This is a genomic window from Bradyrhizobium sp. NBAIM03 (genome assembly GCF_020194055.1).
Taxonomy (GTDB): Bacteria; Pseudomonadota; Alphaproteobacteria; order Rhizobiales; family Xanthobacteraceae; genus Bradyrhizobium; species Bradyrhizobium yuanmingense.
Genome location: NZ_JADYVS010000013.1, coordinates 44,908 through 60,602, shown reverse-complemented (window position 1 = coordinate 60,602; position 15,695 = coordinate 44,908). Strand labels below are relative to the sequence as shown.

The window sequence follows — 15,695 nt, the reverse complement described above, 5'->3', positions numbered from 1 at the left end:
ATCTTCGGCCGGCGATGATCATGTGGTCGATGACCGGGTTCATGCGCAGCGCTGGCTTACACTGAGCTGACAAGGAGAGGCTATTCGGCGCTTTTTCGCTGGCCGCGGCGCCCCGAATGCTGGAAAAGAGCGCAGATGCGGCGCGAGCGGTGCGGTATCAGGAACGTCCAGCGGATATGCGATGCGGCTTCTGATCGTCGAGGACAATGCCGAGCTGTCGCGGCTCGTGGCCGGTGGGCTGGCCGCAGCCGGCTATGAGAGCGACATCGTGGGCAGCGCGGCCGAGGCGCGCGAGGCGGTGAACAGCGTCAGCTATGCCGCGATGATCCTCGACCTCGGTCTGCCCGATGCCGACGGCCTGTCGGTGCTGCGCGAGCTGCGCCTCAAGATGGAGCCGCTGCCGGTGCTGGTGCTGACCGCGCGCGGCGGCTTGCAGGACCGCGTCACCGGCCTGCGCAGCGGCGCCGACGACTATTTGGCAAAACCGTTCGCGATGGAGGAGCTGGTGGCGCGGCTGGAGGCCATCCTGCGCCGCCCCGGCCAGTTGCTCGGCCGCTCGCTCACTCTCGCCAACCTCGTCTACGACACCGAGAGCCGGCAGATCTTCGTCGACGACCAGCCGCGGATCATCTCCGCGCGCGAGACCTCGGTGCTCGAGATCCTGCTGCGCCGGCAGGGGCGGGTGGTACCGAAGAAGAACGTCGAGGACCACATCTTCGGTCTCGAAGGCGACGTCGCCTCCAATGCGATCGAGGTCTACGTGTCGCGGCTGCGCAAGCAGCTGACTGAACACGGCGCCAAGGTCGTGATCCATACGATCCGTGGCGTCGGCTATCTCATGACCGAGGAGAAATAGCGTGCCCGCCGCGGGCCGTGCCGGATCGCTGACCTTCAAATCGCTGATCTCGCGCATCGTGTTTCTGCACATCGTCGCGGTCGCGATGGTCGCGATCTTCCTGCCGCTGGTGTTGTTCTGGCTGCTCAACTCCGAGATCGACCAGTTGCATCGCGATGCCATGCGCGCGCAGGCCGAGGTGCTGGCGGAGCGCATCGTCGCGCAGCCGGACGGCACGTTGACCTTCAACCTGCCCGACAGCCTCAAGGGGCTTTATTCGGACGCCTACGGCCGCTACCAGTTCGACATTCGCGATGCCGACGGAAGGTTGCTGTTCTCCTCGCACCGGCGTTCCGCCGCGACGGCGCCCTCCCGTTTCTCCGACACCGTCTCCGGCGCCAGCGTCACGCGAGACGTTGCGGGCAAGACGGTGCGCATCCAGGTTGCCGAGGATCTGGCCCACCGGGACGTCATCATCGACGATATCGTCTCGAACTTTTTTCGGCGGGTCGGGTGGATCACCGTCCCGATCCTCCTGGTCCTGCTTGCCATCGACATCATCATCTTCCGCCGCGCGATCGCGCCGTTGTGGAAGGCCTCCCAGGAGGCCAGCAACATCGGCCCTGCACGCACCGACATTCGCCTGCCGACCGAGCAGATTCCGCGCGAGATCGTGCCGCTGGTCACCGCCGTGAACCAGGCGCTCGACCGCCTCGAGGCCGGCTTTCGCGTGCAGCGGCAGTTCACGGCGGATGCCGCGCATCAATTGCGCACGCCGCTGGCGATCCTGCGCACGCGGATCGAGACGCTCGGCGACGGCGCCGAACGGCAGGCGCTGCATGCCGACATCGAGGCCATGAGCCGGATCGTCGCCCAGCTGCTTGAGATCGCCGAGCTCGACACCCTGGTGCTCGATCCCGGCGAGGCCGCGGATTTGCGCGCCGTCTGTACCGAGGTGGTCGGCTCGATCGCCCCGTTCGCGATCGCGCAACGCAAGGACATCGCGCTGAAGGGCACCGACGCACCGGTCCTGATCCACGGCAATTCGGAGATGCTGCAGCGCGCGGTGTTCAATCTTGCCGAAAACGCCATCAAGTTCACGGCGGAGGGCACCACCGTCGAGGTCGAGGTAGGGGAGGACGGTTCGGTGCGGGTGCGCGATTCCGGCCCGGGGATCGCGGAGGCTGAGCGCGAGCTGATCTTCCAGCGCTTCTGGCGCGCCGACCGCCGGCGCAGCGACGGTGCGGGGCTGGGACTCTCGATCGTGCGCGCCGTAGCGGACGATCACGCCGCCACGGTCGCGGTGCAGAACCTCCCCGGCGGCGGTGCGGAGTTCACGCTGCGGTTTCGGCTGGCGGACAAGGTCACGATGGGGGAGGAACTGGCCCGGCAATGACAGTGCACCTTTTCCCGTGCGCGGAGCAGGGAGCCCGGATGGCGCTTGAGGCATGGACATTGTCATATCTTGCGTTGTAGAGCACTGAAGGGGGACCACATGCGGACCAGCAAGCCGATCCCCGTCACTCTTGGCCCGCAGCGCGCGAGCCTGGAAGCCCGCCTGAAGTCAGGCGAATATGCCTCCGCCAGCGAAGTCATGCGCTCGGCCCTCCGCGCCCTCGATCGTCAGGATGCCGCGCTTGACGAATATCTGGCCGCCAAGGTCCGAGCTTCGGTCCAGGATCCCCGCCCCAGCGTTGCTGCGAGCGACGTTTTCAAGCGCCTGCGGACTCGTCACGCCAGAAACGTGAAGGCAGCCAAGCGTGGCGCTTAAGGTCGTATTCCGACCGGAGGCGGAGGCCGATCTGGTTGGCCTTTACGAGTACATCGCAGAACGTGCCGGCTACCGAATTGCAGGCGGCTATATCGACCGTATCGAGAAGGCATGCAAGGCTCTCGCCACCTTTCCCAACCGTGGGACCAGTCGCGACGATCTTCTTCCGGTCTGCGTACCGTCGGATTCAAGCGGCGCGTGACGATCGCGTTCCGTGTCCTGAAGACAGAGGTCGAGATCGTCACAATCGCATATGCCGGACGTCATTTCGAAGGCGATGTCTGAACACTCCTGTTCGGACGAAAGAGCTTCGCTCTGTCTCGTCGCAACGGAAGGCCGCGAGCCGGAGAGTGACGGCGACCGCAGCCGCTATTTAAGCTTGCCGGTGGACAGGTCCATGATCATGCGTGTCGTCAGATAGAGCCGCGGCACGATGCTGCCCACCTGCACATATTCGGCATCGTTGGAGTGCGCACCGAAGGCCGACAGGCCCATGCCTTCCACCACGGCTCCTTTGGATTGCAGCGCGGCAAAAGCCGCATCGGTGCCGCCGCCGATGGCCTTCTCGTCGACCTTGAGGGATAGTCCGATCTCCCCATAGATCGTCTTGCCATAGGCCGCCACCCGGCGCGAGGCCTCACTGGGTTCGAGCGGCGGGCGCCGCACCTCGAACTTCAGCTCGACTCTGGAATCGGGCAGCAGGCGATTTTTGATCTTGTCCTGCAGCGCCTTCTGCAACTCGTCGAAGTCGGACACCTTGAGGGCGCGCGCGTCGGCCTGGGCCGTCGCCTCGGCAGGGATCACATTGCGGTTGGTTCCGGACTTGGACACCGTCCAATTCAGCTTCAGGCCCTGCTCGGGCTTGGACAAGTCCTTCATCTGCAGCACCTGGTGCGAGAGCTCGTACAGCGCATTCACGCCGCCTTCGGGCCGTGCGCCGGCATGTGACGATCTGCCATGCACGGTAAGATAGGCCGAGCCGATGCCGCTGGTGGCGAGGCGCAGCGTGCCGTCGGCGCCGCCGCCTTCGAACGAGAACACCACGTCCTGATCCGATGCGAGCTTGGTGATGGTGCTGCGCCAGCCGGGCGAGGAGATCTCCTCGTCGCCGTTCGTGAGCACCGTGAGCGTGCCGTAATCCCTGAAGTTCAGCTTCTGCAGCAATGCCACCGTATGGAGAATGAGCGCGATGCCCTGCTTGTCGTCGGCAATGCCGAGCCCGTACGCCTTGTCGCCGTCGATGCGGAACGGCTGGTCCTTCAGCATGCCCTTCAGGTACACCGTGTCCATGTGAGCAATCAGCATGATCTTCTTGGACCCCGTGCCCTTGAACACGGCGTGCACGGCCGGCCCGATCTTTTCGGGGGTGTCGTCGAGGCGATAGATGTCAGTCGGCTGCAGGATCTCCACCGTGCCGCCGAGTTGCTTGAGCTGACCGGCAATGCGCTCGGCGATCTGGTTCAGGCCTTCGATGTCCTTGCTGCCGGATTCGATGTTGACGAGATCGCGCAGCGTGTCGAGCAGCGGCTGCTGTTCCTTCTGCGCCAGCGCATGGACGTTGGCGACCGGCTCGGCGTGCACCAGCGTTGCGGCAGATGCCAGCCAGAGTGAGGCGATCAACGTTCCAAAGAACGTGGAAGCGGGGTGCGATCGGGGCATGAGCGGACAGTCCTTCGGTTGAAGAAGGAGCCGATATGCCTGTGTTCGCGGCGCTTGTCACGCGGCCGTGCTGCACCCTCTCCCCTGGTGGGAGAGGGCGGCTTCGCGATAGCGAAGCCGGGTGAGGGGTTGTCTCCGCGAGTCCGACGGCGAGTAAAATGCGCGGAGAGAAACCCCTCATCCGGCGCGAACTGCGTTCGCGCCACCTTCTCCCACAAGGGGAGAAGGGAAGAGGGTGTGGGCGCTCGCGCCTAGAACCAGTTGTCGCACTACTTCTGCGGAGGGCCGAGATCCAGCGGAGGCAGCTCGATCTGCGGCACCTCGATCTTGATCGTGCTGGGATCGATGTTCGTCTGCACGCCCTTGTAGTGCATCACCATCGACGGGAACGCGATCACGAGGCCGACCATGATGATCTGGATGACGACGAAGGGCACCGCACCCCAATAGATCTGGCCGGTGGTGACGGGGTCCATCCGCTTGCCAGTGACCCGATCGGTGTATCGCTCCTTCGGCGCGACGGACCGGAGATAGAACAGCGCGAATCCGAACGGCGGGTGCATGAACGAGGTCTGCATATTGACGCCGAGAATGACGCCGAACCAGATCAGGTCGATGCCGAGCTTCTCGGCGGCCGGTCCCAGTAGCGGGATCACGATGAAGGCCAGCTCGAAGAAGTCGAGGAAGAAGGCCAGTACGAATACGAGCGCGTTGACGAAGATCAGGAAGCCGATCTGGCCGCCCGGCAGCGATGTGAGCAGGTGCTCGACCCAGACGTGACCGTTGACCCCGTAAAAGGTGAGCGAAAAGATGCGGGCGCCGACCAGGATGAACACGACGAAGGCCGACAGCTTGGCGGTCGATTCCGTGGCCTGCCGGATCAGGTCCCAGCTCAGCCGCCGCTTCACGGCACCGAGAATGAGGGCGCCGGCGGCACCCATCGCACCGCCTTCGGTCGGCGTGGCGATGCCGATGAAGATCGTGCCCAGCACCAGGAAGATCAGGAACAGCGGCGGCACCATCACGAAGGTGGTCTGCTGCGCCATCTTCGAGAGGAAACGGAATCCGGTCAGCTTATCCACCACCCAGTTCAGCACGGCGACGGCGAATGCGAAGATGATGCCGTAGAACATGCTGAGCACCACGTAATCGGCGCCACGAGTGCTGGAATTGCGCATCATGAGCCATCCGAATGCGCAGCTCGCGAGGAACAGCACACCGAGCGATACAAGGCCGCGATCGCCGTTCTCTTCGCGGAAGCCGATGGCGTCCTTCGGCAGGCCGGGCGTCGCCTTCGGCCAGATCATGCTGACGAGGAAAGCGTATCCGGCGTAGAGGGCGGCAAGCACGAGGCCCGGGATGAAGGCGCCTTCGTACATGTCGCCGACGGACTTGCCGAGCTGGTCGGCCATCACGATCAGGACGAGGGAGGGCGGAATGATTTGCGCGAGCGTGCCGGAGGCGGCGATGACGCCGGCGGCCACGCGGCGATCATAGCCATAGCGCAGCATGATCGGCAGCGAGATCAGGCCCATCGAGATCACGGACGCCGCGACCACGCCGGTGGTCGCAGCGAGCAGCGCGCCGACGAAGATCACGGCATAGGCGAGGCCGCCGCGGATCGTGCCGAACAGCTGGCCGATCGTGTCGAGCAGGTCCTCGGCCATGCCCGACCGCTCCAGCACCAATCCCATGAAGGTGAAGAAGGGGATCGCGAGCAGCGTGTCGTTGTTCATCACGCCATAGACGCGCTCCGGCAAGGCCTGGAGGAAGTCGGGGTGAAACTGGCCGAGCTCGACGCCGATGATGGCGAAGAACAGGCCGACGGCGCCGAGCGAGAATGCCGCCGGATAGCCGAGCAGCAGCATGACGACCAGCGATACGAACATGATGGGCGCCATATTGGCGATGATGAATGCGGTCATGGATTCCCCCTACACCGTCGCCAACGGCTACTTCTTCTCGATCGCTTCAACGAGATGCTCGACTTCCGCTTCGAGCGCCGACACCTGCGATTCGTGCGGGTCCGGTATCAAGCCGCGCATCACCGCGATCCGCTTGATCAGCTCGGAAATGCCTTGGACCAGAAGGAAGGCGAACCCCACCATGATCAGGGCTTTGGCGGGCCATTGCGGCAGGCCGCCGGCATTGCCGGATTGCTCGTTGATCTGGAAGGAGCGCAGGAAGAACGGCACGCCCGTGACGATCATGACGATGCAGATCGGAATGAGGAAGAACACGTGACCGACGATGTCGATGACGTTGCGCGCCTTCTTGGGCATCGTGTTGCTTACGATGTCGATGCGGATGTGCTCATTGTCGAGCAGCGTCCACGGCGAACAGAGCAGGAAGACGATGCTGAACAGCACCCATTGCAGCTCGAGCCACGAATTGGACGAGGTGTCGAACGTCTTGCGGATGATCGCGTTGACCGCCGAAATGACAACGGCGAGCACGATCAGCCACGCAATACGTTTGCCGGTCCAGCGCGTGAACGCGTCGATCCTGCTGCTCAGCTTAAGGAGCGCTTGCAACGATAGGTCCTCCCCCGATTGTGCCCCGGCCGTCTTGACTGCGCCGAGATGGCGCGTGGCTTATCTCGCCGCGCAGGCATGAGGCCGCCGCACCAAACCAGCGGGCGTGCCGTCAGTCAATCGGAAGTTTGTTGATAGTTAAGGGGAATAGGGCCGCAACTATACGGAGTTAGCCGCCGGTGACGCTCATGTGCCTGCTGACGCTGGGCCGGTCGTGGCGGCGGTCGATGATGAAATCGTGGCCCTTGGGCTTCAGCCCGATGGCGCGGTCGATCGCATCCGCAAGCAATAGATCGTCGCTCGATGCACGCAGAGGTTTGCGCAAATCGGAGGCATCCTCGTGGCCGAGGCAGGTGTGCAGCGTTCCGGTGCAGGTGATGCGTACCCGATTACAGGATTCGCAGAAATTATGGGTCATCGGCGTGATGAAGCCGAGCTTGCCGCCGGTCTCGGCGACGCCGACATAGCGGGCCGGACCGCCGGTGCTCTCGGCCAGATCCGTCAGCGTGAACTGCTGGGCGAGGCGGGCGCGCACCAGCGACAGCGGCAGATATTGGTCAATGCGGCCCGATCCGATCTCGCCCATCGGCATCACCTCGATCAGCGTCAGGCCCATGCCCTTGCCGTGGGCCCAGCGCATCAGCGAAGGCAGCTCGTCCTCGTTGAGGTTCTTCAGCGCCACGGCGTTGATCTTCACGGCGAGCCCTGCGGCGCGCGCGGCCTCGATGCCCTCCAGCACCTTGTCGATCTCGCCCCAGCGGGTGATCTCGCGAAACTTCTTGGGATCGAGGGTGTCGAGCGAGACGTTGATGCGGCGGACGCCGCAATCGGCGAGCTCCCGCGCGTGCTTCGCAAGCTGGGTGCCGTTGGTGGTCAGCGTCAGCTCGCTCAACGCGCCGCTCGACAGATGCCGCGACAACGAGCGCACCAGCGACATCACATTGCGGCGGACCAAGGGCTCGCCGCCGGTGAGGCGCAGCTTCTTCACGCCCTTGGCGATGAAGGCCGTACAGAGCCGATCGAGCTCCTCCAGCGTCAGCAGGTCCGCCTTGGGCAGGAACGTCATGTCTTCGGACATACAGTAGAAGCAGCGCAGGTCGCAGCGGTCGGTGACGGAGACGCGCAAGTAGGTGATGGTCCGCCCGAACGGATCGGTCATCGGGGTCGACAATGCGGCGGATCCGGTCATGCGAGAGGCCTTCACTTATGGCGACGGGCGCACCTTTGCTGCAGCGGTGCGGTCGACGCAATCTAAGCATCGGACGCGGCAAGGACAATCGGGTGGTATACGTGAGTGCAGCACTGACGCATGTGACCCCCTCGGCGCGGGATTTCGGCTCGTTCGGTGGGCTCGCAGCTGGGTTCCGCGTACGGCCGGCAACGCCCGCGGCGCCGGTGAAGTCAGCCCTCTATGCATCCATTCGGGATGTGGGGCGGCGAAAATGGCAATCCTATCAAAGCGTTGCTGTTTTGCTTGCCGTCATCAGGCTGATCGCGGCCGCCGGCAGGTCGCGCATGTGGTGGATCAGGCGGTCCGGCTTCAGCTCGGCGATCGGCACGTCGGTGTAGCCGAAGCTGACCGCGATCACGGGCACGCCGGCCCGCCGGGCGACACCGACATCGGTTCCGGCATCGCCGACCATGATGCTGGCCTTCACGTCGCCGCCGGCCCGGGCCACCGTCTCCCGAAAAATAGTCGGATCGGGCTTCTGGACGCCAAAAGTGTCCGCGCCGCAGATCGCCGCGAAGCGGCGGCTGAGGTCGAGCTGGTCCAGCAGGCGCTTCGACAGCCATTCCAGCTTGTTGGTGCAGACCGCGAGGCGGTGGCCTTGCGCCGAAAACTGGTCGAGCGCGGCCTCGAGACCCTCGAAGGGGCGGGATTCCACCGCGATATGGTCGGCATAGTACGCGATGAAATCCGCAGTCATCCGGTCCATGTCCGCGGGCGTGACGGTGCGGCCCTCCGCTTCCAGCCCCCGCTCGATCAACTTGCGGGCACCGGCGCCGATCATGTTGCGGGCCGAGGCCATCGGCACCGGCGGCAGGCCTTCGCGGTCGAGCACGTAATTCAGTGCCGTGATCAGGTCGGGTGCCGTATCCACCAGCGTGCCGTCGAGATCGAAGACGATGGTGTGAGGGGAAGTCGTCTTGAAGGAGGTCATGATTCCCAAGCGCTACCGGCCCGGTCCTATCCGCGCAAGGGGCGGGCCCATAAGATCACCTTATAGGCCTGTTCCCAGACCCTGTTCCAGGCCCTGTTCTCCTGGGAAAAACGAGGCTACATAGGCGCCCGAAAGCGGCCGGAATCGGCCGAGACTTCACAAGGCAGGCGCACACGTGACCATGGACCAATTGAAGCGGCAGGCTGCGGCGCGTGCGCTGGAGGAAGTGCGCGACGGCATGCAGCTCGGGCTTGGCACCGGCTCGACCGCCAAGCACTTCGTCGAGCTGCTCGGCGAACGCGTTGCCGCCGGGCTCAAGGTGATCGGCGTGCCGACCTCCGAGGCGACGCGGGCCGATGCGGAACGCTGCGGCGTCAAGCTGACGACGCTGGACGAGATCGACCATCTCGACCTCACGATCGACGGCGCCGACGAGATCGATCCCGAGCTCAATCTGATCAAGGGCGGCGGCGGCGCGCTGTTGCGCGAGAAGATCGTGGCGGCCGCCTCGGACCGCATGATCGTGATTGCCGACGACAGCAAATGGGTGCCGACGCTCGGCAAGTTTCCGCTGCCGATCGAGGTCATCCCGTTCGGGCTCGGTGCGACGCGCCGCGCGATCGAAAAGGCATTTGCCGAATGCGGCGTTTCCGGGCAAATGGCGGTCCGCAAGGCCAAAGGCGGGGCCAAGGACGGCCACGTTTTCGTCACCGATGGCGGCCACTGGATCGTCGATGCCCAGCTCGGACGTATTACGGATCCCCCCGGTCTCGCCAAGGCGTTGAGCGCCATTCCCGGTGTGGTCGAGCATGGGCTGTTCATCGGCTTGGCCAGCTCGGCCGTTCTGGCGGGCGGCGGCGGAATCCGCGTGATTGAACGGCGCAAGCCGAAAGGAGACCAGGAATGAAGAACGTGTTGAAATTCTTGCCGGCTGCGGCTCTCGCTGCGGGATTGGCCCTTTCGGCCGCCCCGGTCGCCGCGCAGCAGGCGGGCCAGAAGGCTCCCGCGGCGCCGGCCCTGCCGAAGGCGTCGCCCGCGGCGATTGCGGCAGCGAAGGAAATTCTGCAGATCAAGAACGCCGCCGGGATGTATGCGGGCGCCGTGCCGGGCATGGTCGAGAAGACCAAGGGCGCGCTGATCCAGCAGAACCTGAATTACCAGAAGGACCTCAACGAGGTCGCCCCGATCGTGGCCCAGCAGCTCAACGGCCGCCAGAGCGAGATCGGCGAAGGCATGGCGCAGATTTATGCCAGCGAGTTCACCGAGCAGGAGCTGAAGGACCTCGTCACCTTCTACAAGTCGCCGCTGGGCAAGAAGCTGATCGATGCCGAGCCGCGCGCGATCGGGCAGAGCATGGCGTTCATGAACAGCTGGGCCCAGAACTTCTCGGAAACCGTGATGGGCGCCTTCCGTGCCGAGATGCGCAAGCGTGGCAAGGAGATCTGAGCGCACCTATCTGAAAGCTCGTTCCTGATAAGGGGTCGGAGTGGATAATGGCTGATTTCGACGTCGACCTCTTCGTCATTGGTGGCGGCTCGGGCGGCGTCCGTGCCGCCCGCATCGCGGCCGGCTACGGCGCCCGCGTCATGATCGCGGAAGAGTACCGCATGGGCGGCACCTGCGTGATCCGCGGCTGTGTGCCGAAGAAGCTGTTCGTGATCGGCTCGCACGTCCGTCACGAGCTCGAGGACGCCGCCGGCTTCGGCTGGACCGTGCCGCCCGCCAGCTTCGACTGGCCGACGCTGATCGCCAACAAGGACAAGGAGATCGCGCGGCTGGAGGCGGCCTACACCGCCAACGTCGAGAAATCAGGCGCGCAGATCGTCAAGAGCCGCGCGGTGATCGAGGACAAGCACACCGTCCGCCTGCTCGAGAACGACAGGAAGGTCACGGCGAAGTACATCCTGATCGCCACCGGCGGCGCGCCCAACCATGGCGCGGCGATCCCCGGCATCGAGCACGTGATCTCCTCCAACGAGGCGTTTCATCTTGCGAGGCTGCCGAAGCGGATCGTGATCCAGGGCGGCGGCTATATCGCGCTGGAATTCGCCGGCATCTTCGCCGGCTTCGGCTCCGATGTTACGGTAATCTATCGCGGCGACAACATTCTGCGCGGCTTCGACGAGGATGTCCGGACCCATGTCCGCGCCGAGATGGAGAAGCAGGGCATCACCATCCTCACCGGCTGCACCGTGACCAAGGTCGACCGCCACGGCGAGGACTTCACCACGCATCTGTCGAACGGCTCGAGCCTCGCCTCCGACCAGGTGATGTTCGCGATCGGCCGCCATCCGAACGTCGCCAATCTCGGCCTGGAGAATGCCGGCGTCGCCATCAATCCCGCCAACGGCGGCATCGCGGTCGACCATTTCTCCAAGAGCTCGGTCGACAGCATCTATGCCATCGGCGACGTCACCCACCGCTTCAACCTGACGCCGGTCGCGATCCGGGAGGGCCATGCCTTCGCCGACACGGTGTTCGGCAAGCGCGAGGTGCAGGTCGACCACGCCAATATCCCGACGGCCGTGTTCTCGCAGCCGGAGGTCGGCACTGTCGGCCTGACGGAAACCGAGGCGCGCGCGCAATTCAGCCACGTCGACATCTACAAGACGACGTTCCGGCCCATCAAGGCGACGATGTCCGGCCGCGACACCCGCGTGCTGATGAAGCTCGTGGTCGACGGCGCGACCGACCGCGTGCTCGGCTGTCACATCGTCGGCGATGCCGCCGCCGAGATCACGCAGGCCGTCGCGATCGCGGTGAAGATGAAGGCGACCAAGGCCGATTTCGACGCGACCATCGCGCTGCATCCGACCGCGGCCGAAGAGCTCGTCACCATGCGCACCCCGACCGCACGGCACGTGCGGCAGGCGGCGGAGTAGCCTCAGCCGTACAGATATCCGACCGGCTTGCCTTCGGTGCGCAGGGGACGCACGTCCTTTTGCGTGATGATCTGACCGGCGAGGCCGTCGATCTCGTCGCGCTGTGTCGCCGTCCAGCTGCGCAGCTCGTTCATGCCCTTGAGCAGGCCGAGGCGGAGGACCTGCGTGTTTTCGCCGACGCCGATCAGGCTGATGGAATCCTTGCCCGCCGTCACCACGTCGCCGGCAGAGAGTTCAAAGCTCTCGCCGGACTTCTTCTTGAACTCGGCCGTGCCGCGAATGACGCGATAGATCACGACCTCGCCCTTGGCAAAGCGGGTCGCGTCCGCCGCGGCAGACGTGCTCTTCGGCAAGAGCGCGTGGCCACGCGGGTCGGTCGCGATGATGTGGCCGGTGACGAGATGCCCGCTCGGAATCTCGATGCCGATGTCGCGAATGTAAACCGGCATCGCCGATCTGACAGAACCATCGGTGAGCGGCTTGAACAGCGCGTCGAGCGCCAGGGGATCCTGAAGCCAGAAGCCGGCATCGGCCGGGCGGTCATGCAGCGGATGGCTCCAGGCCACGCGCGGCGTTTCGTCCTCATTGATCTGATCCGGGCCGACAATGGTCGGGTTCGGAAAGGTGGTGGGATCGGTGATGAAGGCTTCGAGAAATTTGCCGGAATAGCCCATCGAGATCGGATCGGGCACCACCGTCTGCGGCGTCTTCAAATTCTCTTCGGTCGACAGGCCCGACCAGGTGTAGAACAGCTGGCGATGCACGATCGCGCTTTGCAGCATCACCGCGCCCGGGCCGACATTGTACCAGCGGCCGTCATAGTCGAAGGTGAACGCGCCCGAGGTGACCAGCACGAGCTGAAAGCCGCCCGGCGGCAGATGTAGATGGAAGTCGGTGGGGCCGGTGTCGGGCCGATAGATCGGCAGATTGGTGGCGACCTCGTGCAGCAGGAAGGTTTCGTTGTTGGCGTGGAAGCCTTCGTTGGCGCGGTTGTAGAGCGCCTGCGGCCGGTAGGTCGCCTCGAAATTCGCATTCTTGTCGCGATCGATCGCCACGAAGTCCTGATCGTTGAGGCGCAGCCGGGCGCCGTTCGGATGGGTGAGACCGGTGAATTTGATGTTTCCGGCAGCATGCACGTTCATGGCATTCTCCGATCTGAGGCCATTCATCCCGGAAGCCGAGCGCCGTGACTGACCGCTCCTCATCGTGGCCGGGCAGGGACTTGGCCTGATACTGTCTTGCGAATTTCAGGCCAGCCGGAGCGCAATGCGGCGCGCTGGTCTGCCGGCTGCACGCGACGCGCAAATAATCGAGATTGCACCTGAGGTTAGGCAATGGGTGGCGCCGAACTCGCCCGACCTGTCCTGGCAAGCCGTCAGTGGGCGCAGCGGCTTGTCTTGTCTAATTTGTCGGCATGCCCTGCAAAAGCGCATGCAGCCGGCCTCCGCGACGGGCGCCTGGCACGGTTCAGTCGAATGATCGCGGGAGCGCCGGCTCGGGCTTGCCGGACGGGCTGCCTGCCCATTTCGCCATGTCCATGGCGCGCGCGTCGAAGCCTTCGCACCAGAGGCAGCTCGGCTCCGTGTGGCCGTGGGCCGTCAGCATCGGGACAAGCGCATGGCCGCAGCCGGTGCAGGGTGTGGTGCGATTCATGCGCTTCTCCAACGATCTCCGCAATTCAGGAATGGCATTTTCGTCGCGCAAGCTTGCGCGGGCGCTATGACGGTGCAGGAGCACTGCGATCCACAGGCGCGCTCGTTCCTGACAGCGTAGAGGTAGCGATCCATTGTGACACGGCTGCGATGTCGTCGCCGCTTTCGCGATAGGCGCGAAGCTGGAATTCCGCCGAGCTGCCGCGCGCGACGATGGTGCGGCAGTGTTCGATCTCGGCGGAGCAGTTCAATGCGGCTGCGTCCTCCGCAATGTCGTCGATCACCCCGGTGAGCAGCTCCGAGATCGTCACCGGCCCGTCCGTGGAGGCGAAGATGCAGTCGGTGCCGTAGCGCTGGGCGCGCCATTTGTTCTCGACCGCGATCGCGCGCTCGACCGCAGTGACCTCCCGGGACAGCTGAGGGCGCAGATAGAGATGCCGCGTCAGGCAGCGGTAGAGCGAGGCGATGGCAACCGCGTCGTCGACGAAGGTGCAGGTGTCGGGCGCGCGAAGCTCCAGCGTCGGATGCTTCATGGAGGGGCGCATTGCCCACCAGATGTGGCTTTCGTCCGGGATCACGCCGGAGCGCTGCAACGCGCCGACATAAGCGTCGAAATCCTGCTTGCCTTCGAACAATTCGGGCAGGCCGGTGCGCGGCAGCTCGGAATAAGCCGCGAGGCGGTAGCCCTTCAATCCGGTCTTGTGCGAATTCCAGAACGGCGAGGACGTCGACAGCGCGATGAACAGCGGCAGATGCGGCAGCATGGCCCGCATCACCGCCATGCGCTTCTCGGGATCCGGCAGCTGCACGTGCACATGCATGCCGCACATCATGTTGCGGTGGCCGATGCTGCGCAGATCCTCGATCATCTCCTCGTAGCGCGGTTTCGGGCTGGGCTGCGACATGCGCCAGACTGCGCTCGGGTGCGTGCCGCAGGCCATGATCACGAAGCCGTATTGCGCAGCGACGTTCGCGACCTCGCGTCGCAGGAAGCGCAGCTCCTCGCGCGCGTCGTTCACGTCGACATGAACGTTGGTTGCGACCTCGAGCTGCGATTGCAGCATCTCGCGCATGGCCTGGCCGCCGGTCGACCAGTTTGCCGATTCGAACAGCTCGTTGGGCGTGCGGATCGCGACCTCGAAGCTGCGGCGGTCAGCGAGGAAGTATTCCTCCTCGATGCCGAAGGAATATTCCGCCGGATTGCCGCCGCCGCCGGCAGAACGGATGACGACATGCTGCTTGTCCTCGGAGGGGGCAAGACGTAGCAGCTTTGAAACGTCTGAAGCAAATGTCATTGGCCACCGGCGCGGTCATTACCTGCGGGCGATAATCCGTCTGATTGTGGCCGGTTCCGCACCCGATGTACTGGAAATTGCAAGGTCGAACGGAACAATTTTGACGGCTTCGGACGCTCGCGCGATCAGGGCGTGGTTCGGCGGGACTTCCGCCCAGTCCGATTCCTTATCGAACGGCTCGGAGACGACGATGACTTGCCCGCCGTCCTCGCGGAAGTAGAGCGTGTTCGCGGCATCGTTCACCGAGACCCGAAATGCGTAGAGGTCGCGGCCGTTGGCAATCGCGCTGGTAAAGCGCAGCCGCTCCCGAAGCCCGCCTTCATTGACGAATCCGAGGAGCGATTGCAGCACGGACTGTGTCGCGCCGAGCGGATCGTGCTCGAGACCGGCCCCCATCATGGCCAGGAACACGGCTTCCGAATCCGTCGTGCCCAGCCGCGACGGATAGTAGGCATCGGGAATCAGCGCCTCGACTTTGCGCCGCAGCCGATTCCAGCTGCCGACGAACCCGTTGTGCATGAACATCCAGTGCCCGCAGGCAAAGGGGTGACAATTCTGCCGCGTCACGGCCGTGCCGGTTGCGGCACGCACATGAGCGAAGAACAGATGCGAGTGCAGATGCCGGCAGAGGTAGCGCAGGTTTTCGTCCGACCACGCCGGGCGCGTCTCGCGATAAAGGCCCGGCTCGGGGTGCTCGCCATACCAGCCGAGACCAAAGCCGTCTCCGTTCGAGCCCGCCGTGGACTGAAGCGAGCGGATGCTCTGCGCAATCAGCGAATGCTCGGGTTCGGTGACATAAGGCTCGAACGAGGTGGTTTCGCCCCGGTATGCGATCCAGCGGCACATGCGGGTTCCTGCCAGGCGGTTTGATGCGTCGCGAGGTGCATCAACACCTGTTACGGACG

The 15,695-nt window shown here is 64.5% G+C and carries 16 protein-coding genes; 7 read left to right on the top strand and 9 right to left on the bottom strand.

The annotated features are described in order from the left end of the window. Positions 1-181: 181 nt before the first annotated feature. The 4 genes from I6F21_RS20520 (at position 182) to I6F21_RS20505 (ending at position 2,808) form a co-directional block, all read left to right on the top strand. Positions 182-856 (top strand): response regulator transcription factor, encoded by a 675-nt coding sequence (locus I6F21_RS20520; RefSeq protein ID WP_036001578.1) that lies wholly within the window; start codon positions 182-184, stop codon positions 854-856. Positions 857-941: 85 nt separating this feature from the next. Continuing rightward, positions 942-2,231 carry an ATP-binding protein gene (locus tag I6F21_RS20515; RefSeq protein ID WP_225142801.1) on the top strand — a complete coding sequence of 430 codons (1,290 nt, stop codon included), beginning with the start codon at positions 942-944 and terminating at the stop codon, positions 2,229-2,231. Positions 2,232-2,330: 99 nt separating this feature from the next. Further along, positions 2,331-2,606: a type II toxin-antitoxin system ParD family antitoxin gene (locus I6F21_RS20510; RefSeq protein WP_225112788.1), complete on the top strand. Its 276-nt coding sequence runs from the start codon at positions 2,331-2,333 to the stop codon at positions 2,604-2,606. Next, positions 2,596-2,808: a type II toxin-antitoxin system RelE/ParE family toxin gene (locus I6F21_RS20505; protein ID WP_225142762.1), complete on the top strand. Its 213-nt coding sequence runs from the start codon at positions 2,596-2,598 to the stop codon at positions 2,806-2,808. Before I6F21_RS20510 ends, I6F21_RS20505 begins: the two co-directional genes overlap by 11 nt. 167 nt (positions 2,809-2,975) lie before the next feature. Here I6F21_RS20505 and I6F21_RS20500 read toward each other — a convergent pair whose 3' ends face one another. The 5 genes from I6F21_RS20500 to I6F21_RS20480 all read right to left on the bottom strand — a co-directional run bounded on the left by I6F21_RS20500 (position 2,976) and on the right by I6F21_RS20480 (position 8,961). Next, complete coding sequence (locus tag I6F21_RS20500) at positions 2,976-4,265, bottom strand: M20/M25/M40 family metallo-hydrolase (RefSeq protein WP_036001572.1); 1,290 nt, start codon at positions 4,263-4,265, stop codon at positions 2,976-2,978. Positions 4,266-4,534: 269 nt separating this feature from the next. After that, on the bottom strand, positions 4,535-6,190 hold the full coding sequence (locus I6F21_RS20495) for a TRAP transporter large permease subunit (RefSeq protein ID WP_036001569.1): 1,656 nt from the start codon (positions 6,188-6,190) through the stop codon (positions 4,535-4,537). A 27-nt stretch (positions 6,191-6,217) separates the two neighbouring features. Then, the gene (locus tag I6F21_RS20490; RefSeq protein ID WP_036001566.1) at positions 6,218-6,799 is read right to left on the bottom strand and encodes a TRAP transporter small permease subunit; all 582 of its coding nucleotides are present in this window, start codon (positions 6,797-6,799) and stop codon (positions 6,218-6,220) included. Positions 6,800-6,968: 169 nt separating this feature from the next. Beyond that, entirely contained in the window at positions 6,969-7,988 is a 1,020-nt protein-coding gene (moaA, locus tag I6F21_RS20485; protein WP_036001562.1) for a GTP 3',8-cyclase MoaA, read from the bottom strand. A gap of 265 nt (positions 7,989-8,253) precedes the next feature. After that, positions 8,254-8,961, bottom strand: coding sequence for an HAD family hydrolase (locus tag I6F21_RS20480; protein WP_225142764.1), 708 nt, complete (start codon positions 8,959-8,961; stop codon positions 8,254-8,256). Positions 8,962-9,136: 175 nt separating this feature from the next. Here I6F21_RS20480 and rpiA point away from each other — a divergent pair, with 175 nt between their 5' ends. Genes rpiA through gor form a run of 3 tightly spaced genes read left to right on the top strand, consistent with a single transcriptional unit; the run spans position 9,137 to position 11,843 of the window. Beyond that, positions 9,137-9,868 carry a ribose-5-phosphate isomerase RpiA gene (gene rpiA, locus I6F21_RS20475; RefSeq protein ID WP_225142766.1) on the top strand — a complete coding sequence of 244 codons (732 nt, stop codon included), beginning with the start codon at positions 9,137-9,139 and terminating at the stop codon, positions 9,866-9,868. Continuing rightward, the gene (locus tag I6F21_RS20470; protein ID WP_036001556.1) at positions 9,865-10,407 is read left to right on the top strand and encodes a DUF2059 domain-containing protein; all 543 of its coding nucleotides are present in this window, start codon (positions 9,865-9,867) and stop codon (positions 10,405-10,407) included. The genes rpiA and I6F21_RS20470 overlap by 4 nt, the downstream gene beginning before the upstream one ends. 47 nt (positions 10,408-10,454) lie before the next feature. Then, on the top strand, positions 10,455-11,843 hold the full coding sequence (gene gor, locus I6F21_RS20465; protein WP_036001552.1) for a glutathione-disulfide reductase: 1,389 nt from the start codon (positions 10,455-10,457) through the stop codon (positions 11,841-11,843). Positions 11,844-11,845: 2 nt separating this feature from the next. Here the strand turns inward: gor and I6F21_RS20460 are convergent, their stop codons facing one another. From I6F21_RS20460 to I6F21_RS20445, 4 genes are all read right to left on the bottom strand, one after another. Further along, a complete protein-coding gene (locus tag I6F21_RS20460; protein WP_225142768.1) occupies positions 11,846-12,985 on the bottom strand; it encodes a glucuronate isomerase in 1,140 nt (379 codons plus the stop codon). Positions 12,986-13,310: 325 nt separating this feature from the next. Then, positions 13,311-13,496, bottom strand: coding sequence for a hypothetical protein (locus I6F21_RS20455; protein ID WP_225141415.1), 186 nt, complete (start codon positions 13,494-13,496; stop codon positions 13,311-13,313). 64 nt (positions 13,497-13,560) lie between these two features. Next, positions 13,561-14,790, bottom strand: coding sequence for a carboxylate-amine ligase (locus I6F21_RS20450; RefSeq protein ID WP_225142771.1), 1,230 nt, complete (start codon positions 14,788-14,790; stop codon positions 13,561-13,563). Positions 14,791-14,808: 18 nt separating this feature from the next. Further along, positions 14,809-15,636 (bottom strand): class II glutamine amidotransferase, encoded by an 828-nt coding sequence (locus I6F21_RS20445; protein WP_036001537.1) that lies wholly within the window; start codon positions 15,634-15,636, stop codon positions 14,809-14,811. Positions 15,637-15,695: the final 59 nt, after the last annotated feature.

Bases quoted from the DNA above. Each gene is read 5' to 3' on its own strand.
- moaA (WP_036001562.1), bottom strand. From the start codon at position 7,988: ATGACCGGATCCGCCGCATTGTCGACCCCGATGACCGATCCGTTCGGG.
- I6F21_RS20455 (WP_225141415.1), bottom strand. From the start codon at position 13,496: ATGAATCGCACCACACCCTGCACCGGCTGCGGCCATGCGCTTGTCCCG.
- I6F21_RS20515 (WP_225142801.1), top strand. From the start codon at position 942: ATGGTCGCGATCTTCCTGCCGCTGGTGTTGTTCTGGCTGCTCAACTCC.
- I6F21_RS20450 (WP_225142771.1), bottom strand. From the start codon at position 14,790: ATGACATTTGCTTCAGACGTTTCAAAGCTGCTACGTCTTGCCCCCTCC.
- I6F21_RS20445 (WP_036001537.1), bottom strand. From the start codon at position 15,636: ATGTGCCGCTGGATCGCATACCGGGGCGAAACCACCTCGTTCGAGCCT.
- I6F21_RS20495 (WP_036001569.1), bottom strand. From the start codon at position 6,190: ATGACCGCATTCATCATCGCCAATATGGCGCCCATCATGTTCGTATCG.
- I6F21_RS20520 (WP_036001578.1), top strand. From the start codon at position 182: ATGCGGCTTCTGATCGTCGAGGACAATGCCGAGCTGTCGCGGCTCGTG.
- I6F21_RS20460 (WP_225142768.1), bottom strand. From the start codon at position 12,985: ATGAACGTGCATGCTGCCGGAAACATCAAATTCACCGGTCTCACCCAT.
- I6F21_RS20500 (WP_036001572.1), bottom strand. From the start codon at position 4,265: ATGCCCCGATCGCACCCCGCTTCCACGTTCTTTGGAACGTTGATCGCC.
- gor (WP_036001552.1), top strand. From the start codon at position 10,455: ATGGCTGATTTCGACGTCGACCTCTTCGTCATTGGTGGCGGCTCGGGC.
- I6F21_RS20470 (WP_036001556.1), top strand. From the start codon at position 9,865: ATGAAGAACGTGTTGAAATTCTTGCCGGCTGCGGCTCTCGCTGCGGGA.
- I6F21_RS20510 (WP_225112788.1), top strand. From the start codon at position 2,331: ATGCGGACCAGCAAGCCGATCCCCGTCACTCTTGGCCCGCAGCGCGCG.
- I6F21_RS20480 (WP_225142764.1), bottom strand. From the start codon at position 8,961: ATGACCTCCTTCAAGACGACTTCCCCTCACACCATCGTCTTCGATCTC.